The organism is Bradyrhizobium sp. Y36 (genome assembly GCF_002531575.1).
Lineage (GTDB): Bacteria > Pseudomonadota > Alphaproteobacteria > Rhizobiales > Xanthobacteraceae > Bradyrhizobium.
Window position 1 is genome coordinate 34,095 of sequence record NZ_NWTI01000027.1, and the last position, 23,826, is coordinate 57,920.

22 protein-coding genes are annotated in these 23,826 nt (G+C 64.9%); 7 read left to right on the plus strand and 15 right to left on the minus strand.

Features of this window, described 5'->3' with window-relative positions:
• The first annotated feature begins 84 nt into the window (after positions 1 to 84).
• The 6 genes from radA to CO669_RS31475 all read left to right on the plus strand — a co-directional run bounded on the left by radA (position 85) and on the right by CO669_RS31475 (position 7,410).
• Positions 85 to 1,530, plus strand: coding sequence for a DNA repair protein RadA (gene radA / locus CO669_RS31450; protein ID WP_097665955.1), 1,446 nt, complete (start codon positions 85 to 87; stop codon positions 1,528 to 1,530).
• Positions 1,531 to 1,698: 168 nt separating this feature from the next.
• Positions 1,699 to 2,328 carry a CvpA family protein gene (locus tag CO669_RS31455; RefSeq protein ID WP_097665957.1) on the plus strand — a complete coding sequence of 210 codons (630 nt, stop codon included), beginning with the start codon at positions 1,699 to 1,701 and terminating at the stop codon, positions 2,326 to 2,328.
• 27 nt (positions 2,329 to 2,355) lie between these two features.
• A complete protein-coding gene (purF, locus tag CO669_RS31460) occupies positions 2,356 to 3,879 on the plus strand; it encodes an amidophosphoribosyltransferase (protein ID WP_097665958.1) in 1,524 nt (507 codons plus the stop codon).
• A gap of 157 nt (positions 3,880 to 4,036) precedes the next feature.
• A complete protein-coding gene (locus CO669_RS31465) occupies positions 4,037 to 4,777 on the plus strand; it encodes an SDR family NAD(P)-dependent oxidoreductase (protein ID WP_097665960.1) in 741 nt (246 codons plus the stop codon).
• Positions 4,778 to 4,867: 90 nt separating this feature from the next.
• On the plus strand, positions 4,868 to 6,016 hold the full coding sequence (locus tag CO669_RS31470; protein WP_097665961.1) for an NHL repeat-containing protein: 1,149 nt from the start codon (positions 4,868 to 4,870) through the stop codon (positions 6,014 to 6,016).
• A gap of 167 nt (positions 6,017 to 6,183) precedes the next feature.
• Positions 6,184 to 7,410: an ABC transporter substrate-binding protein gene (locus tag CO669_RS31475; RefSeq protein ID WP_097665963.1), complete on the plus strand. Its 1,227-nt coding sequence runs from the start codon at positions 6,184 to 6,186 to the stop codon at positions 7,408 to 7,410.
• Between the two features lie 155 nt (positions 7,411 to 7,565).
• On the opposite strand, the gene CO669_RS31480 is transcribed toward CO669_RS31475, so the two are convergent.
• The 8 genes from CO669_RS31480 to CO669_RS31515 all read right to left on the minus strand — a co-directional run bounded on the left by CO669_RS31480 (position 7,566) and on the right by CO669_RS31515 (position 16,545).
• Complete coding sequence (locus tag CO669_RS31480; RefSeq protein WP_097665965.1) at positions 7,566 to 8,819, minus strand: TCR/Tet family MFS transporter; 1,254 nt, start codon at positions 8,817 to 8,819, stop codon at positions 7,566 to 7,568.
• Positions 8,816 to 10,201 carry a ribosome biogenesis GTPase Der gene (der, locus tag CO669_RS31485; RefSeq protein WP_097665967.1) on the minus strand — a complete coding sequence of 462 codons (1,386 nt, stop codon included), beginning with the start codon at positions 10,199 to 10,201 and terminating at the stop codon, positions 8,816 to 8,818. Before der ends, CO669_RS31480 begins: the two co-directional genes overlap by 4 nt.
• Before the next feature lie 50 nt (positions 10,202 to 10,251).
• Positions 10,252 to 10,803 (minus strand): hypothetical protein, encoded by a 552-nt coding sequence (locus tag CO669_RS31490; protein ID WP_097665969.1) that lies wholly within the window; start codon positions 10,801 to 10,803, stop codon positions 10,252 to 10,254.
• 45 nt (positions 10,804 to 10,848) lie between these two features.
• Positions 10,849 to 11,508: a tetratricopeptide repeat protein gene (locus tag CO669_RS31495; RefSeq protein WP_097665971.1), complete on the minus strand. Its 660-nt coding sequence runs from the start codon at positions 11,506 to 11,508 to the stop codon at positions 10,849 to 10,851.
• 165 nt (positions 11,509 to 11,673) lie between these two features.
• The gene (locus CO669_RS31500) at positions 11,674 to 13,266 is read right to left on the minus strand and encodes a class I adenylate-forming enzyme family protein (RefSeq protein ID WP_097665973.1); all 1,593 of its coding nucleotides are present in this window, start codon (positions 13,264 to 13,266) and stop codon (positions 11,674 to 11,676) included.
• A gap of 73 nt (positions 13,267 to 13,339) precedes the next feature.
• Positions 13,340 to 13,924 (minus strand): NnrU family protein, encoded by a 585-nt coding sequence (locus CO669_RS31505; RefSeq protein ID WP_097665975.1) that lies wholly within the window; start codon positions 13,922 to 13,924, stop codon positions 13,340 to 13,342.
• Positions 13,925 to 14,114: 190 nt separating this feature from the next.
• The gene (locus CO669_RS31510) at positions 14,115 to 14,687 is read right to left on the minus strand and encodes a UCP034077 family protein (protein WP_198964360.1); all 573 of its coding nucleotides are present in this window, start codon (positions 14,685 to 14,687) and stop codon (positions 14,115 to 14,117) included.
• A 235-nt stretch (positions 14,688 to 14,922) separates the two neighbouring features.
• The gene (locus CO669_RS31515; protein WP_097665979.1) at positions 14,923 to 16,545 is read right to left on the minus strand and encodes a peptide chain release factor 3; all 1,623 of its coding nucleotides are present in this window, start codon (positions 16,543 to 16,545) and stop codon (positions 14,923 to 14,925) included.
• Positions 16,546 to 16,702: 157 nt separating this feature from the next.
• On the opposite strand from CO669_RS31515, the gene sugE reads away from it, so the two are divergent.
• Positions 16,703 to 17,017, plus strand: a complete 315-nt coding sequence (sugE, locus tag CO669_RS31520; RefSeq protein WP_097665981.1) for a quaternary ammonium compound efflux SMR transporter SugE — start codon at positions 16,703 to 16,705, stop codon at positions 17,015 to 17,017.
• Here sugE and CO669_RS31525 read toward each other — a convergent pair.
• The 7 genes from CO669_RS31525 to CO669_RS31555 all read right to left on the minus strand — a co-directional run bounded on the left by CO669_RS31525 (position 17,010) and on the right by CO669_RS31555 (position 23,569).
• Entirely contained in the window at positions 17,010 to 18,017 is a 1,008-nt protein-coding gene (locus CO669_RS31525) for an inorganic phosphate transporter (RefSeq protein ID WP_097665983.1), read from the minus strand. The genes sugE and CO669_RS31525 overlap by 8 nt on opposite strands.
• A 12-nt stretch (positions 18,018 to 18,029) precedes the next feature.
• Positions 18,030 to 18,674: a DUF47 domain-containing protein gene (locus CO669_RS31530; RefSeq protein WP_097665985.1), complete on the minus strand. Its 645-nt coding sequence runs from the start codon at positions 18,672 to 18,674 to the stop codon at positions 18,030 to 18,032.
• 156 nt (positions 18,675 to 18,830) lie between these two features.
• Positions 18,831 to 19,799, minus strand: a complete 969-nt coding sequence (locus CO669_RS31535; protein WP_097665987.1) for a branched-chain amino acid ABC transporter permease — start codon at positions 19,797 to 19,799, stop codon at positions 18,831 to 18,833.
• A gap of 1 nt (position 19,800) precedes the next feature.
• Complete coding sequence (locus CO669_RS31540) at positions 19,801 to 20,664, minus strand: branched-chain amino acid ABC transporter permease (protein ID WP_097665989.1); 864 nt, start codon at positions 20,662 to 20,664, stop codon at positions 19,801 to 19,803.
• Positions 20,665 to 20,738: 74 nt separating this feature from the next.
• On the minus strand, positions 20,739 to 21,962 hold the full coding sequence (locus tag CO669_RS31545; RefSeq protein WP_097665991.1) for an ABC transporter substrate-binding protein: 1,224 nt from the start codon (positions 21,960 to 21,962) through the stop codon (positions 20,739 to 20,741).
• Between the two features lie 112 nt (positions 21,963 to 22,074).
• Positions 22,075 to 22,821, minus strand: coding sequence for an ABC transporter ATP-binding protein (locus tag CO669_RS31550; RefSeq protein ID WP_097665993.1), 747 nt, complete (start codon positions 22,819 to 22,821; stop codon positions 22,075 to 22,077).
• Entirely contained in the window at positions 22,814 to 23,569 is a 756-nt protein-coding gene (locus CO669_RS31555) for an ABC transporter ATP-binding protein (RefSeq protein WP_097665995.1), read from the minus strand. The genes CO669_RS31550 and CO669_RS31555 overlap by 8 nt, the downstream gene beginning before the upstream one ends.
• Positions 23,570 to 23,826 lie beyond the last annotated feature (257 nt).

Here is a 23,826-nt window from a genome sequence, read left to right on the forward strand (position 1 = left end):
GCCGAATTAAGGTATTCGAAGCGGCGGCGATCACCCCGGTCGTTCCGTGCTATCAGCAAGCTGAAACCGCGACTCATCCGTCCCATGGCCAAGAACACGCTTTCCTTCGTCTGCCAGAACTGCGGCGCGGCCTATAACCGCTGGCAGGGCAAGTGCGAGTCCTGCGGCGAGTGGAATACGCTCGCCGAGGAAGACACCAGCGGCAGCGTGCCGGTCTCGATCCGGTCCAAGCGCAAGGGACGGACGTTTGCGCTGGAGAGCCTTGCCGGCAAGAGCCCGGATGCGCCGCGCTTCTCCTCTGGCATGGCCGAGCTCGACCGCGTCACCGGCGGCGGCTTTGTCCGCGGCTCGGTGCTGCTGGTCGGCGGCGATCCCGGCATCGGCAAATCGACGCTGCTGACACAGGCGACCAGCCTGATGGCACGCGCGGGCCACCGCATCGTCTACATCTCCGGCGAAGAAGCCATCGCGCAGGTGCGGCTGCGCGCCGAGCGGCTCGGCCTGTCGGATGCGCCGGTGCAGCTTGCGGCCGAGACCTCGGTCGAGGACATCGTCTCGACGCTGTCGGAAGGCGCCGTCCCGCGCCTCATCGTGATCGACTCGATCCAGACCATGTGGACCGACACCGTGGAATCCGCCCCCGGCACGGTCACGCAAGTGCGTGCCTCGGCGCAGGCGCTCATTCGTTTTGCCAAGAAGACCGGCGCGGCCATCATTCTGGTCGGCCACGTCACCAAGGACGGCCAGATCGCTGGCCCCCGCGTCGTCGAGCACATGGTCGACGCGGTGCTGTCGTTCGAGGGCGAAGGCTCGCAGCAATTCCGCATCCTGCGCGCCGTGAAGAACCGCTTTGGCCCGACCGACGAGATCGGCGTGTTCGAGATGACGGGCCTCGGCTTGCGCGAGGTCACCAACCCTTCCGAGCTGTTCCTGTCCGAGCGCGATCTCGGCACGCCCGGCACCGCAGTCTTTGCGGGTATCGAGGGCACGCGGCCCGTTCTGGTCGAATTGCAGGCGCTGGTGGCGCCGACCTCGCTCGGCACGCCGCGGCGCGCGGTGGTCGGCTGGGACCCGAGCCGGCTCTCGATGGTGCTGGCGGTGCTGGAGGCCCATTGCGGGGTCAAGCTGTCCGGTCACGACGTCTATCTGAACGTCGCCGGCGGCTTGCGCATCCACGAGCCGGCGGCCGACCTCGCTGCAGCGGCGGCCCTGGTGTCATCCTTGGTTAATGCGCAATTGCCAACCGACGCCGTCTATTTCGGCGAGATCTCGCTGTCCGGCGTGGTACGGCCGGTGGCACAGACCCCGGCCCGGCTGAAGGAAGCGGCAAAACTCGGCTTCCAGCGCGCCATGTTGCCCGAATCGGCCCGAGGCGAGACCGGCGGCGACGCAGGATTGTCGCTGAACGCGGTCAACAGCCTGACCACCTTGGTGGCCGAGATCGCCGCCCGCGGCTCCCGCCGGGGTGAATCGAACGCGCCGGCCGAGAAAAATGCCACACCGGCAAGATTCCGCCGCGGAGAGGGCTAGGCGGAGGTGACGCCGAAGGCCCTCTCCACTATACAGCCGTCACAAAAGCAGCATGGGATTGCGTGGTTGCGGCCTTGCCGGGAACGCCGTCTGCCCCTCTTTTAGGGCAGCGGCCAAACACCGATTCGGCTAGAGCACCTTCGAAGTACGAGCGGACCAGACCAGCCGATGCCAGTAACCATCCTCGACCTGATCCTGCTCGGTGTGATGCTGATCTCGGGCCTGCTCGCCATGGTCCGCGGCTTCATGCGCGAAATCCTCTCGATCGCGGCCTGGGGCGCAGCAGCGATCGTGACGCTGTACTCCTTCTCGAAACTGCTGCCGACCGCGAAGACCTATTTCAACAACGACACGGTGGCGAGCGTCGTCGTGGTCGCGGGCGTGTTCGTCGGCACCCTGGTCGTGGTTTCGGTGATCACGGTCCGGATCTCCGACATGATCCTGGATTCGCGCATCGGCGCGCTGGACCGCACCTTGGGGTTCCTGTTTGGCCTCGCTCGCGGGCTTTTGATCGTCGTGGTCGCCTTCCTGTTCTTCACCTGGCTGGTGCCGGACAAGCAGCGCCCGGACTGGGTCACGGGGGCCAAGTCCCGCGTCGTGCTCCAGGGAACCGGGGATTGGCTGATGGCCCTCTTGCCTGACGACCCCGAGAACACCATCTTGAAGAGATTCAAGAAAAACAAACCAGATGATGATCAAGCTGATTCCGAGCAGCAGCCTTCGGGCAGTGGCGACGGATACAGTAAACCTGCTCGTGACAGTTTGAAGAAACTGATCGAGAAACCTGCGGCGCGTTGATTGCCCTTAAAGAGAGGCGCGGACGAGATGCGACACCCTGACCAGGACGCCCAACTTGATCTCGATCCAAACGCCGGCCCAGGTCCGGCCGCGCTAGAGGTTCAGGACGATCTGGAGGGAGATACGCTGCGCGAGGAATGCGGCGTCTTCGGCATCTACGGCCATCCCGACGCCGCCGCCATCACCGCGCTCGGTCTGCACGCCCTTCAACACCGCGGTCAGGAAGCCGCCGGCATCGTCTCCTACGACGGCAGCCGATTCCACTCGGAACGCCGGCTCGGCCTCGTCGGTGACACCTTCTCCCGCCGCGAGGTGATCGATCGCCTGCCCGGCAACATGGCCGTCGGCCATGTCCGCTATTCCACCACTGGCGCGACGATCCTGCGCAACGTGCAGCCACTGTTCGCCGAGCTCAATGCCGGCGGCCTCGCGGTCGCCCACAACGGCAACCTCACCAACGGACTGACGCTGCGCCGCGAGCTCGTGAAGAGCGGTGCGATGATGCAGTCGACCACCGACACCGAGGTGATCCTGCATCTGGTCGCGCGCTCCCGGCGCAGCCGCTTCATCGAGCGCTATATCGACGCGCTGCGTGAGATCGAGGGCGCCTATGCCCTGGTCTCGCTGACCAACAAGAAGCTGGTCGGCGCGCGCGATCCGCGCGGCATCCGTCCCCTCGTGCTCGGCGAGCTCGATGGCTGCCCGATCCTGACGTCGGAGACCTGCGCCCTCGACATCATCGGCGCGCGCTTCATCCGCGACATCGAGCCCGGTGAAGTCATCGTGTTCGACGAGCACGGCCAGGACATCCACAAGCCGTTCCCGCCGATGGCGCCGCGCCCCTGCATCTTCGAATACATCTATTTCGCCCGCCCCGATTCCGTCGTGCACGGACGCTCGGTCTACGAGGTTCGCAAGGCCTTCGGCGCCCAACTCGCGCGCGAGAGCCACGTGCCGATCGACGTCGTGGTGCCGGTGCCGGATTCCGGCGTGCCCGCCGCGGTCGGCTACAGCCAGCATTCCGGCGTGCCGTTTGAGCTCGGCATCATCCGCAACCATTATGTCGGTCGCACCTTCATCCAGCCGACGCAGGCGATCCGCGAGTCCGGCGTGCGCATGAAGCACTCGGCCAATCGCGCCGCGATCGAAGGCAAGCGCATCATCCTGATCGACGACTCCCTGGTGCGCGGCACTACTTCCAAGAAGATCGTGCGCATGATGCGCGATGCCGGCGCCAAGGAAGTGCACTTCCGCCTCGCCTCGCCGCCGATCCTCTATCCCGATTATTACGGCATCGACCTGCCCGATCGCGGCGGCCTCCTGGCCGCAACGCATTCGCTGGAGGAGATGCGCGAGATCATCGGCGCCGACTCGCTCGCGTTCCTGTCGATCGACGGCATGTACCGCGCGATGGGCGAGCCCGGCCGCGATCCCGCCAATCCAAAATTCTCGGATCATTGCTTTACCGGGGCGTATCCGACCCACCTCACCGACCAGACCCAGACCGAGCAGCAGCCGCGGCAGCTGTCGCTGCTGGCGGAAGCGAGCTGACAGCGTAGCCGCCATCCCGGGGCGGTCCGTAAGGACCGAACCCGGGATCTCGACATTGTCTTGCAACCTCTGGATTCCGGGTTCGATGCTGCGCATCGCCCCGGAATGGCGGCGTGATGGGGCTTGTCCCGGCCATCCACGCCTGTAAAACCCCGCCATGACCAAACCTCTCGCTGACCGTATCGCTCTCGTCACCGGCGCCTCGCGCGGCATCGGCTATGCCACCGCCATTGCGCTCGCTAAAGCCGGCGCGCATATCGTTGCCACCGCGCGCACCCAAGGCGGGCTCGAAGAGCTCGACGACGAGATCCGGAAGATCGGCGGCAGCACCACCCTGGTGCCGCTCAACCTCACCGATTCCGACGGCATCGCGCGCCTCGGCGCCGGCCTGCACGAACGCTACGGCAAGCTCGACATCCTCGTCGGCAATGCCGGCGTGCTCGGCCCCTCCTCGCCGATCGGCCATATCGAGCTGAAGAGCTTCACCGACGTGATGGCCGTCAACGTCTCCGCCAACTTCCAGCTGATCCGCTGCATGGAGCCGCTGCTGAAGCAGTCGGATGCAGGCCGCGCCGTGTTCATCACCTCGGGCGCCGCCAGCAAGGCGACCGCCTATGTCAGCCCCTACGCGGCCTCCAAGGCCGCGCTGGAGACGCTGGCGCGCGCCTGGGCGCAGGAGACCGTGAACACGAAGCTGCGCGTCAACCTGTTCAACCCCGGCCCGGTCCGCACCCGCATGCGCGCCACGCTGATGCCGGGCGAAGACCCGGCGACGCTCGACACCGCCGAGCAGGTCGCAGAATTCATCGTGCCGATGTGCGCTCCCGACTGGATCGAGACCGGCAAGTTCTACGACTACAAGACCCGCACCCTGATGAGCTTCCGCGCTCCTGCGTGATCGACTTGCCTGATTGACTCGCATGCCTCCCCGCGATTGACTGCCCGCGCTCAGGCGGCAGCAAGCCGCGAGCCAAAAAGGGAGGTCGCCATGGCGCCATGGCATGGTCGCGCAGGCTTTGCGCGTGCGCTCGCAAATGTCTCTCGCGCCGTCCCCATCCTGATCGCCGCCATGGCTATCGTGCTTCCGGACCCAGCACGAGCCGGCGATGTTCCGACCTTCGCGGTCGACGCCTCCTGGCCGAAGCAACTGCCGAACAACTGGATCCTCGGCCAGGTCGGCGGCATCACCGTCGACTGGCAGGGCCATATCTGGGTGATCCATCGCCCGCGCTCGCTCACCGACGACGAGAAAGGCGCAAGCCTCAATCCCCCGCGCTCGAAATGCTGCGTGTCGGCGCCGCCCGTGCTCGAATTCGACGTCGACGGCAATCTGCTGCGATCCTGGGGCGGTCCGAGCCAGGGCTATGAATGGGTCGGCCGCGAGCACGGCATCGAAGTCGACGAGCGTGGCTTCGTCTGGGTCGGCGGCAATGCCGACAACGACAACGCCATTTTGAAGTTCACGCTCGACGGCAAGTTCGTCGCCCAGATCGGCAAGATCGCGCCGAGCCTCGGCAGCAACGACACGACGCAGCTCGGCAAGCCCGCCGAGACCGCGATCGACAAGGACGCCAACGAGATCTACGTCGCCGACGGCTATGGCAATCGCCGCGTCATCGTGTTCGACGCAACAACGCTCGCCTACAAGCGGCACTGGGGCGCCTATGGCAACAAGCCCGATGACGCCAAGCAGGCCGCCTACGATCCCAAGGCGCCGGTCGCGCAGCAATTCGGCAATCCCGTCCATTGCGTGAAGCTCGCCAATGACGGCCTCGTCTATGTGTGCGACCGCATCAACAACCGCATCCAGGTGTTCAAGAAGGACGGCAGCTTCGTGAAGGAGTTCTTCTTCGAGAAGAGCACGCTCGGCAACGGCGCGGTGTGGGACATCGCGATCTGGCCCGATCCGAAGCAGACCTGGCTGCTCAGCGCCGACGGCGAGAACAACGAGATCAGGGTGGTCAGGCGCGAGGACGGCAGCGTGGTCGGCAGCTTCGGGCATAGCGGCCGCAATGCCGGGCAATTCCACTGGGTGCACGCCATGGCGATCGACGCGAAGGGTAATGTCTATACCGCCGAGGTCGACACCGGAAAGCGCATCCAGAAATTCAAGCTGACCTCGGACGCGCTCAAATAGCGTCTCAACGCATTTTGCCCAAAAGTTAACCGACGGATGACGCTACGACGCAGCGTCATCCGGCTTTAGGCGCATTGCCGCCGGCCCTGGGACAGGCTAGAGCCATCAGCCGGACCAAGACTCCGCAAGAGAGCCGTCCGCATATTTGACAAGGGAGGAAACCTTTTATGACGACGACGTTCGCGCGCCGCTCCGCGGCTCTTCTGGCCTGTGCCGCTTTCGGTTTTGCAACATCCGCTTACGCACAGGACAAGACCGTCAAGATCGGCGTGCTCAACGACATGTCGAGCCTCTATGCCGACATCGGCGGCCCGAACTCCGTGGTCGCGATCAAGATGGCGGTTGAGGATTCCGGCCTGCTCAAGAAGGGCTGGAAGATCGACGTCATCAGCGGCGACCATCAGAACAAGCCCGACGTCGGCGTCAACATCGCCCGGCAGTGGATCGACAACGAGAAGGTCGATGCGATCGCGGACACGCCGAACTCCGGCGTCGCGCTCGCGGTCAGCAACCTCGTCAAGGAAAAGAACGCGGTGCTGCTGAATTCCGGCGCCGCCTCCGCCGACCTCACCGGCAAGGCCTGCACGCCGAACACGGTCTCCTACACCTATGACACCTACATGCTGGCCAACGGCACCGGCAAGGCGCTGACCAAGGCCGGCGGCGACAGCTGGTTCTTCCTGACCGCGGATTACGCCTTCGGCCACGCGCTCGAACGCGACACCACGGCGGTCGTGACCGCCAACGGCGGCAAGGTGCTCGGCAGCGTCAAGCATCCGATCAACACCGCGGACTTCTCGTCCTTCCTGCTTCAGGCGCAGTCGTCCAAGGCCAAGGTCGTGGGCCTTGCCAATGCCGGCGGCGACACCACGAACTCGATCAAGCAGGCGGCCGAATTCGGCATCGTTTCTGCCGGCCAGAAGCTCGCGGCGCTGCTGCTGTTCATCAACGACGTGCATTCGCTGGGCCTGAAGACCGCCCAGGGCCTGACCTTCACCGAGTCGTTCTACTGGGACATGAACGACAAGACCCGGGAATGGTCCAAGCGCTTCTCGGCGCTCGCCAGCAAGAACGCGATGCCGTCGATGACGCAGGCCGGCAATTACGCGATGGTGCTGCATTATCTGAAGGCGATGGACGCGCTCGGCGGCAATCCGCACGATGGCGCCAAGGTCGTCGCCAAGATGAAGGAGCTGCCGACTGATGACCCGCTGTTCGGCAACGGCCCGCTGCGGCAGGACGGGCGCCGTCTCATCCCCGCTTACCTGTTCGAGGTGAAGAAGCCCGAGGAGTCGAAGGGACCGTGGGACTATTACAAGCAGATCGCCACGATCTCGGCGGAAGACGCGGCCAAGCCGCTCAAGGACAGCGATTGCCCGCTGGTGAAGAAGTAACCGCGTAGCGGTCATCCCGGGGCGATGCGAAGCATCGAACCCGGGATCTCGCGCGGCATTCTCCGCTGCCGTAGGGTGGGCAAAGCGAAGCGTGCCCACGACTTCTTGCTTCCATGAACCGCTGGTGGGCACGGCGCTGCGCGCCTTTGCCCACCCTACGAAACGGTCTTCGTTCCCAGCGTCCGCATTGCGATCACCACGCACACCACCATCAGCACTGCCGCCAGCAGGAACGGCGCGCCGGGCAGATGCAGCGGCGCGCTGACGCCGATGAAATAGGAAAAGGTCAGCGTGAACAGGAACGGGCCGACGAGCTGCGACACGCTCTGCACGCTCGCGGTCGCGCCCTGGAGCTGGCCCTGCTGATCGGGCGTGACCAGCCGCGTCATCAGCGCTTGCGAGGCGGCGCCCGAGATGCCCCACAGCGCCAGAATGGGAATGCCGATCCAGGACAGCGGCCCGGTCGGCGCAGCGCCGAGGACCATGAAGCCGAGCGCGCCACAACACAGGCCGAGCAGCAGCGCGTTGCGTTCACCGAGCACGCGCACGATGGGGCCGATCGCAAGCCCTTGCACCACCATGGCGCAGATGCCGACCATCGCCAGCGTCAACCCGACCGTCTTGGAATCCCAGCCGTAGCGATAGGTCGCGTAGAGCACGAAGGTCGAGGGCAGCACGACATGCGCGACCTGCGCGATGAAATTGACGACTGACAACGCGGCAAGCATCGCATTGGAGCGCAGCAGGCGGAGCGCACCGACCGGACTGGCGCTCCTCCAGCGGAACGGCGAGCGCTTGTCGGGCGCGAGAGATTCCGGCAGGACGAACAGCCCGTAGAGCGCGTTGGCGAAGCTGAGGGCCGCCGACGCCCAGAACGGCAGGCGCGGATCGATATCGCCGAGCAGGCCGCCCAGTGCTGGCCCCAGGATGAAGCCGGCGCCGAACGCAGCTCCAATCCGGCCGAACACCGCCGCGCGCCGCTCCGGCGGCGTGATGTCGGCGATATAGGCAAAGGCCGTCGAGATGCTCGCCGAGGTAATGCCGGAAATGACGCGGCCGACGAACAGCCACACCAGGGACGGCGCCAGCGCCATCAGCACGTAGTCGGCCGCGAGCCCGAAATTCGACAGCAGCACCACCGGCCGCCGCCCGAAACGATCCGACAGCGCCCCTAACAGCGGCGAGAACACGAACTGCATCAAGGCCCAGGCGGTGCCGAACAGGCCGAAAATGCGGGCCGCATGCGCGGTGTCGTTGTCGACGAAGCCCTCGATCAGCTTCGGCAGGATCGGCATGATCACGCCGAGCGCGAGCATGTCCAAGAGGATGGTGACGAAGATGAAGGCGACCGCGCCGCGCCGCGCCGGCACAGCACCTTGCGCCGTCGCCTCGCCGGCGCCCTCGTTCACGACGGGCGCTTGCGCTTGTGCGCGAAGGGATTGGCCTTCTCGCGCAGGGTAATGCGCACCGGCGTGCCCGGCAGCTCGAAGGTCTCGCGCATGGAATTGGTGAGGTAGCGCAAATAGGATTGCGGCACCGCGTCGGCGCGCGAGCAGAACAGCACGAAGCTCGGCGGCCGCGCCTTGTTCTGCGTGATGTAGTTCAGCTTCAGCCGGCGGCCCGACACCGCGGGCGGCGGATTGGCCTGGACCGCCTGCTCGAACCAGCGATTGAGCGCCGAGGTCGGCACGCGCCTGTTCCAGACCGCGTAGGCATCCTGGATCGCCTGCATCAGGCGGTCGATGCCCTCGCCCATCAGGCCGGAGACGGCGACGATCGGCACGCCCTTGACCTGCGGCAGCCAGTGATCGGCGTCGCGGCGGAGGCCCGAGATGGCACCGCCGCCCTTGGTCTCCATCAGGTCCCATTTGTTGACGGCCAGCACGACCGCCCGGCCCTCGCGCTCGATCAGATCGGCGATGCGCAGATCCTGCTCCTCGAAGCGGTTCTGCGAGTCCATCATCAGCACGACGACCTCGGCGAAGCGCACCGCGCGCAGCGCGTCCGCAACCGAGAGCTTCTCCAGCTTCTCCTCGATGCGCGAGCGCCGGCGGAGACCGGCAGTGTCGAAAACGCGGAAATCGCGCCCCTTCCAGTTGATCTCGACCGCGATGGAATCGCGCGTGGTGCCCGCTTCCGGGCTCGTGAGCAGGCGCTCCTCGCCGAGCAGATGGTTGATCAGCGTCGACTTGCCGGCGTTGGGCCGGCCGACGATGGCAACACGGATCGGGCGCGTCGCGGCCTCCTCCTCCGTGAGCGGCACGCCCTCGTCATGGTCCTCATCCTCGTCGACGGGCTCCGGCATCAGCTTGGCGAGCGCATCGTAGAGCTCGCCCATGCCCTCGCCATGCTCGGCGGAGATCTGGATGGGATCGCCGAGGCCAAGCGCGAATGATTCCATCGCGCCGGCATCGCCGTGCTTGCCCTCGCTCTTGTTGGCGACCAGCAGCACCGGCTTGTTGGCCTTGCGGGCGAAATCGGCAAAAGCGCGGTCGGTGGGCGTGAGGCCAACGCGGGCATCGATGACGAAGAACAGCGCGTCGGCGTGCGCGATCGCGGCCTCGGTCTGCTCCTGCATGCGCGCGGTCAGCGAGCCCTTGGCGCCCTCGTCGAGGCCCGCGGTATCGATGATGGTGAACTCGAGATCGCCGAGCCTCGCCTCACCCTCGCGGCGGTCGCGGGTGACGCCCGGCAGGTCGTCGACAAGCGCGAGCTTCTGTCCGACCAGGCGGTTGAACAGCGTCGATTTGCCGACATTGGGCCGGCCGATAATGGCAATCGTGAAGGACATCGGTCATTCGTGCGCTGCCGGGGCTGCGCCTGTCAATGCAGGTGAAATTATTAGCGCGAGAAGCTGCCGCTCGGCAGCGGCGCCGGGAAGCCGCCCTGCGTCTGCTGCTGCGTGGTCTGGGTCGGTTGCGCCTGCTGGACCGGCTGATCCGGCGGCGGCGCGGTGGTGCGCTTGCGGACGATCTTGTGCTTGGGCGGCGGAGCGGCCGTGGGCGGCGCCGCCTCCGGCTGGGCCTCGCCGTCGACTTCGCCGGCGGGCGCTTCAGCCGGCGCGACGGCTGCAGCGGCCGGCTGCCTTGTGTGCTTCGCCTTGGCTCCCTTCGCCGGCTTGGCCTCGGGCGGCGGCTCGGCGGGCAAAGCCGCGACAGCAGGTGCGTTCGGATCGGGCTGCTGCTGCTGCGCGCCCTTGTACATCTCCTTCGGGACGCCCTGCTCGAGGCCCGGCACCCCCTCCGGGAACACCGGCTTGCGGTCGCCCGGCAGCTTCTTCTTGGTGTCGAGGAAGTCGAGCATGTCGCTTGGATCGAAGCTGGAGCAGCCGCCCAGGACGCCCGTGAAGGCGATCAGGACAGCGGCTGCGATCAAGCGTGGCGTGCGGCGCATCGTGTGTCTCGTTTACGTCAGAGAACCGTCGTCAGCTGTTCTAGCTCAGCTCTTGGCGACGGGCGGAAGCAGGGCCTGGAGCGCCTCGGCGCGCGAACGCAGGCCGGGCGGTGTTTCGCCGTCCTCGGCGATCGCGTCGAGCCATTTGCGGGCCGCGGTCGTGTCGTTGTTGCGCCAGGCCGACAGCGCCAGCATCTCGCGGGCGCTGTGGCGGAAGGTGGAGTTGGACTTGGGCGCTGCAGAGGGCTCCAGCCGCTGCTGCATGTCGGCATAAGGCGCGCTGTCGAGCAGCAGGCCGGCGGCGCGGATCTTCGCCAGATCCTGCCACTCACCGCCCACGCCGCGGTCGGCAGCGATGTCGTCATACATTTTCGCGGCAGCCTTGGCGTCGCGGGGTGCAGCCTCGGCCGCGGCGCGCAGCCGCGCCAGGGTGCGATAGCCCGAAGGCGCCTTGGCGGCGAGCTCGGTGAAGGCAGCTTCCGCCTCGGCGTGCTTGCCCTGCTCGGACAGCTCGGCGGCCTTCTCGAACACGGCACCGGCCTCGGCGGCCTTCTTGGCCTCCAGATATTGGTAACCGCGCCAGCCACCGACAGCGGCCACGATCAGCACCATCAGGGCGATGAAGTAGATCGAATACTTGTCCCACAGCTTCTTGAGCTGCTCGCGACGTACTTCCTCGTCGACTTCGTCAAATAATTCAGACACTTATGCTAATCCCATGCCCGTCCGGGTGCGCGCGCCGAAGCGTCCGCGTCAGGAATCCCGTCCCCCACGTCGCGGCGAGGTACCCTAACGATATGGCGCTGGCAAGGCAAAGCGAGCCCAATCAAGGCGTTAACCACCCGGGAGAGCCCGGATGCCCTGCCCGGCTCAAGCGCCCAGGAGCTCCCGCAATTGCCGTTTCAGCACCTTGCCGTTGGCGTTACGCGGCAGCGGGTCTGCGGTGATCGCCATGGTCTCGGGAACCTTGTAGTCGGACAGCCGCTCCGCGCACCAGGCCCGCAGCGCCTCGCCGGCGACCGGCTGGCGCGTCACCACTACGGCGTGGACGCGTTCGCCCAGCACCGGGCAGGCCTTGGCGATGATCGCGCTCTCGACCACGGCGGGATGGCCGGCCAGCACGGATTCGACTTCGGCCGAATAGATCTTCAGGCCGCCGCGATTGATCATGTCCTTCTGCCGGTCGAACACGCGGACGAACCCGTCCGCATCGACCGAGCCGAGGTCGCCCGAGTGCCAGAAGCCCGCGGTAAAGCTCTCGGCTGTGGCCTTCGGGTTGTTCCAATAGCCCTTGATGACGGAGGCGCTCTGGATCCAGAGCTCGCCGATCTCGCCGCGCGGCAGCTCGCGGCCATCGCGATCCATCGCAACGATGCACGCGCCGGGGCACGGCAGTCCGACGCTGTCGATATGGCTCTCGGTCAGCTCGCCCGGCATGATCGTCGAGGGTGACGTCGTCTCGGTCGCGCCATAGCAGTTCATCAGCTTCAGACCCGGAATCTTCGCCTTGAGCTTCTCGATGGTGGCGACCGGCATCGGCGCGCCGCCAAAGCCGCCGATGCGCCAGCTCGACAGATCGTAGCCGTCGAAATCCGGCTGGAGCAGGCAGAGATTGTACATCGCCGGCACCATCACCGTGTAGGTGACGCGCTCGCGCGCGGCGAGCTTGAGATAATCGGCCGCCTTGAACTCCGGCATGATGATCAGCGCGCCGCCGCTGCGAATCATGGTCGTGATGTTGGCAACGACGCCGGTGACGTGGCCGAGCGGCACCGCGGCGATCGAGCGATCCGCTTGCGTCAATTGCAGGCAGGACACGAACACCATCGAGGAATGGACGATGTTGCAATGGGCCAGCATGGCGCCCTTCGGCTTGCCCGTGGTGCCCGAGGTGTAGAGGATCATCGCGGTGTCCTCCTCGCTGACCTCGACCGGCGCCTGCGCCGGGGCGTGGTCGGCGAGCGCGGCGACGCGCGAGCGGACCGGATCGTCGTCGACGGCGATACGGTGGATCAGATCGGGCACGTCCTGCGCATCGGGCAGCCGCTCAGCCAGCGATGCCTCGTGGATCAGGATCTTGGCGCCGCAATCGGCGAGCACATAGGCGATCTCCGGCTTCTGCTGGCGCGTGCTGAGCAGCACCGTGACCAGCCCTTCATGCGCGGCGGCAAACAGCAGCAGCGGAAATTCGATGCGGTTGCCGAGCAGGATCGCGACGCGATCGCCGCGCTGCAAGCCCAGCTTGCGAAAGCCCGAGGCGATCCGCCTTGCCTGCTCCCCGGCCTGCCGCCAGCTCAACCGGACATGGCCCGCGATCAAAGCCTCGCCGTCGCCATTGCCGACGCAGGCGTCCGCGATCATCGCCCACAGGCTCGCCGGCCGGTCGCAAAAGGCCGGCACCATTCGATCGCCGAACCGCGCCTCGAGCCGCATCGGCGGGATCTGAGATTGCGACCAGTCCATCTGAAATGCCCTCGGCTTGTAGTCTCGTCACCTTCCGCGCACGTAGATCCCGATCACGTCTTGTGCCGACCGGCTAGACGCCGATCACGGGAACGCCAATCACGACCGGATGGAACGCGAACGCCAGCGCGAGATAGGCGACGATGCCGACTGCGACGGCGATCAGGTCGTTGCTGACGCCACCGACCGGAATCGGCGGGCCGCCGGGGTCGGTGCGATGCTTCAGCGAAATGCGGTCATACACCGCCCAGCCCAGGAACGAGCCGAACAGGATGATGGAGCCGAGATCGCCGTTGGCCAAAAGATGCGCCGCCGCCCACAGCTTGATACCGGCCAGCATCGGATGCTTCAGCGTTGCGTAGATGCGGCCGCGCAAATAGGAAGCGACCACCATGATCACCGCGGGCAGCATCAAGGCGACCGTGATGTGCTTCATCGCTTTCGGCGGATACCAGACGTCGATCCACCCCGTCGCACGATAGTGCGCAAAGCCCCAGATGATCAGCGCGAGCCCCGCGAACGAGACCAGCGCGTAGAGGATCTTGTAAGTCCCCTCGCCCAGCTTCGCGATCGCCTGCGCGCGCGCGTCTCGTTTCGTTGTGAAAACATGGGTGGCAAAGAACAGCACCAGCCCCAGGATCATGACCAGCAGACCCACGACATCCTCCCCGCAAAAGCAGCCCCCGCCAATGGCGTATCATCGATTGCCCGGCGGTCGCAACTCTCACCCCTCATGGTGAGGAGGCGCGAAGCGCCGTCTCGAGCCATGCAGGCCCGGCCGTTGCAGCAGCAGGGCCATTCATCCTCGCGACCCGCGCAAACGCGCTCCTCAGGATGGGGAGCTGGAGCTATTTTCCCAGCTCGCGATTATCGACATAGCGGATCGCGATCGGGCGTCCTGCCAGCGCTCCGCCGAGCCCGCTGGTGAATTTCAGCGGCAGGCAGGCCTTCAGCGATGAATTGATGGCGTTGAGGTAAGTGGTTCGGGTTTCCGCGGGAACGCCTGCGGTTGCATATGTCAGACGCGGCGGGCCGACCAGGCCACCATCCCTGTTGAAGCTGAAGCGCACCGACATCTGCATGCCGGCGCGCGCATTGTCCGATGGCGGCGACCAGCAGCCGCGCAATTCCGCAAAGAGATCGCCGATGGTGTCGAGATCGTGATCAGGCTTCAGGTATTTGGCGCGATCGGCCTCGGATGGAATGCTCTGGATGGTGAGCTGGAGGTTCTGGCCGATGGGATAATCGATCTCGGGAATGCAGGGGCCGGGTTCGAGCGGGCTGCAATAGGACGGCGTGCAAGGCCGGCCATCGAGCACGCTGCAAGGCTCGTGCGCGAACGGGATCGGATTGATCTGCCGCGGCCGCGCGTCGGCCGTGGTCGTCGAGATCGCCAGAAGAACGAGAATGCCGCGCCACATGGAGTGAACTCGCAAGATCACACGATTTGAAGGTGGCATTGTCTCCGACAACGTCAAGGTTATCGCCGTTCACGTGCTTGCGTTTCGGGCACATTGTCGTCGTCCGGCTTGACCGGACGACCTAGTATTCCAGAGACGGCAGTGAGCATGCCGATGGAGCGCGGCGTACTGGATGCCCCGGTCGAGCCGGGGCATGACAGCAGTGGTGTGGCTACGAGCGCAGAGCAGCGCCCGCCTACCCCTTCTTCTTGACGTCCTTGACGTTGGTGAACTCGATGCCCTCGGCGCGCTCCTTGGTGTAGCCGAGATAGAACTCGTTCCTGGCGAGATAGACGGGATCACCGTCGACGTCGTCGGCGATGCTGGAGGTGTTGGCGGCGATGAAGGTGTCGAGCTTCTTGCGGTCCTCCGAGGAGACCCAGCGCGCCAGCTGGAACTCGCTGACCTCGAACTCGACCGGCAGCGAATATTCCGCCTCCAGCCGCGCCTTCAGAACGTCGAGCTGCAGCGCGCCGACCACGCCGACCAGCGCCGGGGCGCCGTCGCGTGGACGGAACACCTGCACCACGCCCTCTTCCGACATCTGCTGCAGCGCTTCCTTCAGCTTTTTCGCCTTCATCGCGTCGGTGAGACGGACGCGGCGAACGATTTCCGGCGCAAAGCTCGGCACGCCCACGAAGTTGAAATCCTCACCCTCGGTCAAGGTGTCGCCGATGCGCAGCGTGCCGTGATTGGGAATGCCGACGACGTCGCCGGCGAAGGCTTCGTCCGCGACCGAGCGGTCCTGGGCGAAGAAGAATTGCGGGCTCGACAGCGGCATGCTCTTGCCGGTGCGCACCAGCTTGGCCTTCATGCCGCGGCTGAGCTTGCCCGAGCAGAGGCGCGCAAATGCGATGCGGTCGCGGTGGTTCGGATCCATGTTGGCCTGGATCTTGAACACGAAGGCGCTCATGCGTGGATCGGTCGCCTCGACCTTGCGCTGGTCGCTGTCCTGCGCGCGCGGCTCGGGCGCGAACTTGCCGAGACCTTCCAGCAAATCGCCGACGCCGAAGTTGCGCAGCGCGCTGCCGAAATAGACCGGCGTCAGATGGCCCTCGCGGAACGCCTCGAGCTCGAACGGCTTTGAAGCCTCGGTGACGAGCTCGAGCTCGTCCTTCACCGCGGAGACGTCGAGATTGGCATTGAGCTTCGTCAGCTCCTCGATCGCGATCTGCTGCGCCGCGCCCGTCTTGGCGCCGCCGCCTTCGAGCAGGCGCACGCCGCCATTGACGACGTCATAGGTGCCGAGGAAGTCGCGGCCGCGGCCGACCGGCCAGGTCATCGGCGTGGTGTCGAGCGCCAGCGTCTTCTCGATCTCGTCGAGCAGCTCGAACACGTCGCGGCTCTCGCGGTCCATCTTGTTGATGAAGGTGATGATCGGGATGTCCCGAAGACGGCACACCTCGAACAGCTTTCGGGTGCGCGCCTCGATGCCCTTGGCGGCGTCGATCACCATCACGGCGGAATCGACCGCCGTGAGGGTGCGATAGGTGTCTTCCGAAAAGTCCTCGTGGCCCGGCGTGTCCAACAGGTTGAACACGAGGCCTTCGAACTCGAAGGTCATCACCGAGGTCACGACCGAGATGCCGCGCTCGCGCTCGATCTTCATCCAGTCCGAGCGCGTGTTGCGCCGCTCGCCCTTGGCCTTGACCTGGCCGGCGAGATTGATGGCGCCGCCGAACAGCAGCAGCTTCTCGGTCAGGGTGGTCTTGCCGGCGTCAGGATGGGAGATGATCGCAAAGGTCCGCCGCCGCGCCACTTCGGCGGCAAGCGGGGAACGGGCCGGCGATTCGGCAGTGGTGGTGGCGATGTCGGACATGGCCGGAGCGTTTGGCAGGGAAAATGGGCCTGATCAAGCCTGATCTGGTGATTGCGGAGCCCTCCGGCCAGCCCCATATGGCGCGGGAGGGAGGACGCCCTTCCTGCTCACCAGCATAACACCGCGGGGACGACCCTGCCTTGAACGGAGGGTCGTCATGGCCTGGAGCATCCTGTTCGTCGCCGGCCTCCTCGAAATCACCTGGGCCATCGGCCTGAAATATACCGAGGGCTTCTCGCGGCTCGTTCCCTCCGTCGTCACGCTCGCGGCCATGGCCGGCAGCGTCATCCTGCTCGGCCTTGCCCTCAAATCGCTGCCCGTGGGAACCGCCTATGCGGTCTGGACCGGCATCGGCGCGGTCGGTACCGCGACGCTGGGCATCATCCTGTTCGGCGAGCCGGCCACGGCCCTCCGTCTTGCCAGCATCGGCCTGATCGTCGCCGGGATCGTCGGGCTGAAGCTCGTTACCTGACGAAGAGCTGGACCGCCCACCAGGTCAGCGCCGCGACGATGGCCGAGGCCGGGATCGTGATCACCCAGGCATAGACGATCGAGCTGGCCACGTTCCAGCGCACCGCCGAGACGCGGCGGGCGGCGCCGACGCCGACGATTGCGCCGGTAATGGTGTGCGTGGTCGAGACGGGAACCCCGAGATAGGTCGCCATGAACAAGGTCGCGGCGCCGCCGGTCTCGGCGCAAAAGCCCTGCATCGGCGTCAATTTCGTGATGCGCAGGCCCATGGTGCGGACGATGCGCCAGCCGCCCATCAGCGTGCCCAGCGCCATCGCCGCCTGACAGGACAGCACCACCCAGAACGGCACCGAAAAGTCGCTGCCGAGATGGCCCTGTGAATACAGCAGCACCGCGATGATACCCATGGTCTTCTGCGCGTCGTTGCCGCCATGGCCGAGCGAATAAAGCGAGGCGGAGGCAAATTGCAGGATGCGAAAGGCGCGATCGACCGCAAACGGCGTCGAGCGCACCGAGGCCCATGACACGATCGCCACCAGCATCATTGCGAGCAAAAAGCCGACCAGCGGCGACAGCACGATCGCCAGCACCGTCTTGGTCAATCCGCCCCATACCGCCGCGGAGATCCCGGCCTTTGCCATGCCGCCGCCGACGAGGCCGCCGATCAGCGCATGCGACGACGAGGACGGGATGCCCAGCGCCCAGGTCACGAGGTTCCAGACGATGGCGCCGACCAGCGCCGCGAAAATCACCTGGGCATCGACGATCGCGGGATCGATGATGCCGGTGCCGATGGTCTGGGCGACGTGCAGCCCGAACACCATGAAGGCGACGAAATTGAAGAACGCAGCCCAGAACACCGCGAATTGCGGCCGCAGCACCCGGGTCGAGACGATGGTCGCGATCGAATTGGCGGCGTCGTGCAGGCCGTTCAGGAAGTCGAACAGCAGCGCGACGGCGATCAAGCCGACCAGGACGGGAAGACCCAACGCGGCATCCACGGCAACCCCGCCCTAAACCTGTTCGATGACGATACTGTTGATCTCGTTCGCGACGTCGTCGAAGCGATCGGCCACCTTCTCGAGGTGGTCGTAGATCTCGACGCCGACGATGAAGTCCATCGCGCTACCATCGCGATGCTTGAGAAACAGCTCCTTCAGCCCGATGTCATGGAGATCGTCGACGCGGCCCTCCAGCTTGCCGAGCTCTTCCGTGATGGCGGTCAGCATGGCCACGTTGGGGCCGATCGACTGCATCAGCGGCAGCGCACGGCCGACCAGATTGGCGCATTCGATCAGAAGTCCGCCGATCTCACGCATCGGCGGCTCGAAGCTGCGGACCTCGAACAGCATCACGGCCTTGGCCGTCTGCTGCATCTGGTCGATGGCGTCGTCCATCGACGTGATGAGGTTCTTGATATCGCCACGGTCGAACGGGGTGATGAAGGTGCGGCGCACCGCCGTCAGCACTTCACGGGTGATGTTGTCAGCGTCGTTCTCGAACTGGTTGACGCGCTGGCAATAGACCGGCGTCTCCTCGCCCCCGTTCAGCATGCCCTGCAGCGCGATCGAGCCCTGAATCACCGTCTGGGCATGGCGGTCGAACAGGTCGAAGAACCGTTCTTCCTTGGGCAGGAACGCGCGAAACCATCGCATCATGGGGAGTGGCTACCGGTTGGAAATGGCCCGGCCCGAATGGGCCGTCATGAAACTGTCATAGACCATTTTCGATCCGCGTGCGTGACATCTCACGCCCGCGGAGCCGGATCATCCACCGGATTGTCGTTCCGTCAAAAAAGCAGCGACATCAATTACTTATAGCGATCGCCGGAAGTAATGGGCGATTTCGCCGATGACGCCGCGTCGGAAGGTGAGCACGCAGATCACGAAGATCGAGCCCTGGATCACCGTCACCCACTGGCCGAAGCCGGCGAGGTATTGCTGCATGGCGATGATCACGAAGGCGCCGACGACGGGCCCGAAGATGGTGCCGAGGCCGCCGACCAGCGTCATCAGCACGACTTCACCGGACATCGACCAATGCACGTCGGTGAGCGAGGCGTTTTGCGCCACGAACACCTTCAGCGCACCGGCAAAACCGGCCAGCGTGCCGGACAGGACGAACGCCAGGAACTTGTACTGGTCGGTCCGATAGCCGAGCGAAATCGCGCGCGGCTCGTTCTCACGGATCGCCTTCAGCACCTCGCCGAACGGCGAGTTGATGATGCGGAAGATCAAGAGGAAGCCGGCGAGGAACCCGACCAGCACGACGTAGTAGAGCACCGTCGGCTTGGACAGATCGAACACGCCGAACATGTGTCCCTGCGGGATGCCCTGGATGCCGTCCTCACCGTGGGTGAACGGAGCCTGGAGGTAGATGAAGTACAGCAGCTGCGACAGCGCCAGCGTGATCATCGAGAAATAGATGCCCTGGCGACGGATCGAGATGTAGCCGGTGATGATCGAGAGCACGAACGCTGCGGCGATGCCGACGAGGATGCCGAGCTCTGGCGGCAGCGCCCACACCTTCAGCGCATGCGCGCTGCAATAGCCGGCGGTTCCCAAGAACATCGCGTGACCGAACGACAGCAGGCCGCCATAGCCGATCAAGAGGTTGAAGGCGCAGGCGAGCAGCGCGAAGCACAGCGCCTGCATCACGAAGAACGGGTAGACGCCCGTGAATGGCACCGAGGCCAGCAGCAGCGCCATCACCACGAAAACGATCATCTCGTCGCGCATCGCCCGCGGGGTTGCCGGCAGCGTATCGTCCGTCAGGGTTGTCATATCAGGCCGCCCTTCCCGTCAGTCCCGTTGGCTTCACCAAGAGCACCAGCACCATCAGCACGAACACGACGGTGTTGGAGGCCTCAGGGTAGAAATACTTGGTCAGGCCCTCGATCACACCGAGCGCGAAGCCGGTGATGATGGAGCCCATGATCGAACCCATGCCGCCGATCACGACCACCGCGAACACGACGATGATGAGGTCGGCGCCCATCAGGGGCCGGACCTGGTTGATCGGCGCCGAAAGCACGCCGGCCAGCGCGGCAAGGCCGACGCCGAGGCCATAGGTGAGCGTGATCATGCGCGGCACGTTGATACCGAAGGCGCGCACCAGCGTCGGGTTTTCGGTGGCGGCGCGCAGGTAGGCGCCGAGCTGCGTCTTCTCGATCAGGAACCAGGTCGCCAGACACACGACCAGCGAGAACACGACGACCCAGCCGCGATAGATCGGCAGGAACATGAAGCCGAGATTCATGCCGCCCTTGAGCTGGTCCGGAATCGCGTAAGGCAGGCCGGAGGAGCCGAAATAGTTCTGGAACACGCCCTGCACGATCAGCGCGATGCCGAAGGTCAGGAGCAGGCCGTAGAGGTGATCCAGCCCAGTCAGCCATTGCAGCATGGTCCGCTCGAGGATCATGCCGAAGATGCCGACGATAATGGGCGCAAACAGCAGCGCCCACCAGTAGTTGATGCCGCCAAGGTTCAGGAGGAAATAGGCGACGAAGGCGCCCATCATGTAGAGCGCGCCATGGGCGAAATTGATGATGTTGAGCATGCCGAAGATCACGGCAAGCCCGAGACTGAGCAGCGCGTAGAACGAGCCGTTGATCAGTCCCACCAGTAGCTGAGCGTATAGAGCCTGCATCGATCCCGTACCCGATCCCTTCGGCGTTCCCTTGAAAGTCGCCCGCAAGCTCTAGAGGCCTGCGGGCCGTTGTCTTACTTCTTCAACAGCGCGCACTTGCTTTCGGACAGCGGTGTGAAGGCCTGGTCGCCCGGCACCGTGCCGACCAGCTTGTAGAAGTCCCACGGCCCCTTGGACTCCGAGGGCTTCTTCACCTCGAACAGGTAGGCGCTGTGGATGGTGCGGCCGTTGGGCTGGATCTCGCCCTTGCCGAACAGATCGTCCTCCGTCGGCATCGACTTCATCTTGTCCACGACCTTGACGCCGTCATGCGGATTGCCGCCGAGCGCTTCGAGCGCCTTCAGGTAGTGACGCACGCCGGCATAGACGCCGGCCTGCACCATGGTCGGCATCGCGCCGTTCTTCATCTTCTCGCCAAAGCGCTTCGAGAACGCCCGGGTCTGGTCGTTCATGTCCCAGTAGAACGTCTCGGTGAAGTTGAGGCCTTGCGCCGTCTCCAGCCCGATCGCCTTGACGTCGGTGAGGAAGAGCAGGAGCGCCGCGAGCTTCTGGCCGCCCTTGCCGATGCCGAACTCCGCCGCCTGCTTGATCGTGTTGGTGGTGTCGCCGCCGGCATTGGCAAGACCGATGACCTTGGCCTTGGACGCCTGCGCCTGCAGCAGGAAGGAGGAGAAGTCCGGCGTGTTCAGCGGATGCTTGACGCCGCCGATCACCTTGCCGCCGTTGGCGGTGACCACCGCGCTGGTATCGCGCTCGAGTGCGGCGCCGAAGGCATAGTCCGCGGTCAGGAAGAACCAGCTGTCGCCGCCCGCCTTGACCAGCGCCTGGCCGGTGGTGTGGGCCAGCATGTAGGTGTCGTAGGTCCAGTGCACGGTGTTGGGCGAGCACTGCGCGTTGGTGAGATCGGAGGTCGCGGCGCCCGAGTTGATGTAGACGCCGTTCTTTTCCTTGATGACATTGTTGACGGCGAGCGCCACGCCCGAATTCGGCACGTCGACGATGATGTCGACCTTGTCGACATCGAACCACTGCCGCGCGATCGCGGTGCCGATGTCGGGCTTGTTCTGGTGATCGCCGGAGATGATGTCGATCTTCCAGCCCTTCGCGGCCAGGCCGGAATCCTCAACGGCCATCTGGGCGGCGAGCGTCGAGCCGGGTCCGCCGAGATCGGCATAGAGACCGGACTGATCGGACAGCGCGCCGATCTTGACGGTCTTGTCCTGCGCGGACGCGACGCCCGTGACGGCGAAGGTGAGCGCGGTGGTCAGCAGCAACGATGCAATCGACTTCGTCTTCATGCAACTTTCCTTTTGAATTTTCTCGTTGGCAGTTCTTCTGTCTGAGCTCGATTGTCCCGAAAAGCCGCCACACGGATTACGATAGCGCGGCCCGCCGGTTTCAGATCATGCTCTAGACACCCAAATAGGTGTGGAGCTTGTCCATGTTGGCGGCAAGCTCGGCATTGGAAAACCCGTCAATGATCTTGCCGTGCTCGACCACGTAGTAACGGTCGGCGACGGTGGATGCGAAGCGGAAATTCTGCTCGACCAGGAGGATCGTGAAACCTTCCTTCTTGAGCCGCGCGATGGTGTGGCCAATCTGCTGGATGATGACGGGGGCAAGGCCCTCGGTCGGCTCGTCCAGCATCAGGAAGCTCGCGCCGGTGCGCAGGATGCGCGCGATCGCCAGCATCTGCTGCTCGCCTCCCGACAGCTTGGTGCCCTGGCTGTTGAGCCGCTCCTTCAGGTTCGGGAACAACTCGAAGATCTGCTCGAGCGGCAATCCGCCCTCACGGACCACCGGCGGCAGCATCAAATTCTCGCGCACGTCGAGGCTGGAGAATATGCCCCGCTCCTCCGGGCAGAACGCGATGCCACTGCGCGCGATCTTGTCGGAGGTCGCGCGGATGATCTCCTGGTTGTTGAACTTCACCGACCCGGCACGCTTGCCGATGATGCCCATGATCGACTTCAGCGTGGTCGTCTTGCCGGCGCCGTTGCGCCCGAGCAGGGTGACGACCTCGCCCGCATTCACGTCGAAGTTGATCCCGTGCAGGATGTGGGACTCGCCGTACCATGCTTCGAGGTTGCGGACTTGAAGGATGTTTCCGCCGGTCGCGGCCTTGGCCGGAGCCTCGGCGATCGCAGTATCAGGCATGACCGGCTCCCAGATAGGCTTCCTTGACGCGCTCGTCCTTGGTGAGCTCCGAGTAGTGGCCCTGCGCCAGCACCTGCCCGCGCGTCAGCACGGTGATGATGTCCGAGAGGTTGGCCACGACGCTCAGATTATGCTCGACCATCAGGATGGTATATTTGGCGGAGATGCGCTTGATCAGCGCCGCGATCTTGTCGATGTCCTCGTGGCCCATACCGGCCATCGGCTCGTCCAGCAGCATCATCTCAGGGTCGAGCGCGAGCGTCGTTGCGATCTCGAGTGCACGCTTGCGTCCATAGGGCATCTCGACCGCGGGCGTGTTGGCGAATTCGCTGAGCCCGACGTCGCTCAAGAGCTCGCGCGCGCGATCGTTGAAGTGATTCAGCACCGACTTGGAGCGCCAAAAATCGAACGATGAGCCGTGCTGGCGCTGAAGCGCGACACGCACGTTCTCCTGCGCGGTGAGATGCGGAAACACCGCCGAAATCTGGAACGAACGAACAAGTCCCATCCGAGCCACGTCGGCGGGCGCCATCGCGGTAATGTCCTGCCCCTTGTACAGGATTTTTCCGGCAGACGGTTTGAGGAACTTGGTCAGAAGATTGAAGCAGGTGGTCTTGCCGGCCCCGTTCGGGCCAATCAACGCATGAATGCTTCCACGGCGAACCTTGAGCGCAACGTCGCGGACGGCGAAGAAGCCCGCGAACTCCTTGGTCAAGCCTTCCGTTTCGAGAATAAACTCATCGGCCAAACAGATTTCCCCCTGCCCGCGCCAGCTGCGTGGCTGTGCTTGTTGCTTCGACTTTCCGGATCAAGTCCTTGGAGCCTGTCCGGAACGCCATCTCCGGGCGCGGAATATGCCGGAGGTGACGGGGGTTAGGCAAGGCGGAAAGCTGAGCAGATCAGGCCTCCGGCTGGGATACAAATGCTCCCTTAGTCGGAGGTGTTGATGTCGTGCCTGCCCGGCCTCCCGGTTCGCGAAGACACCGGTCGTCAAGTCGTCGTTAA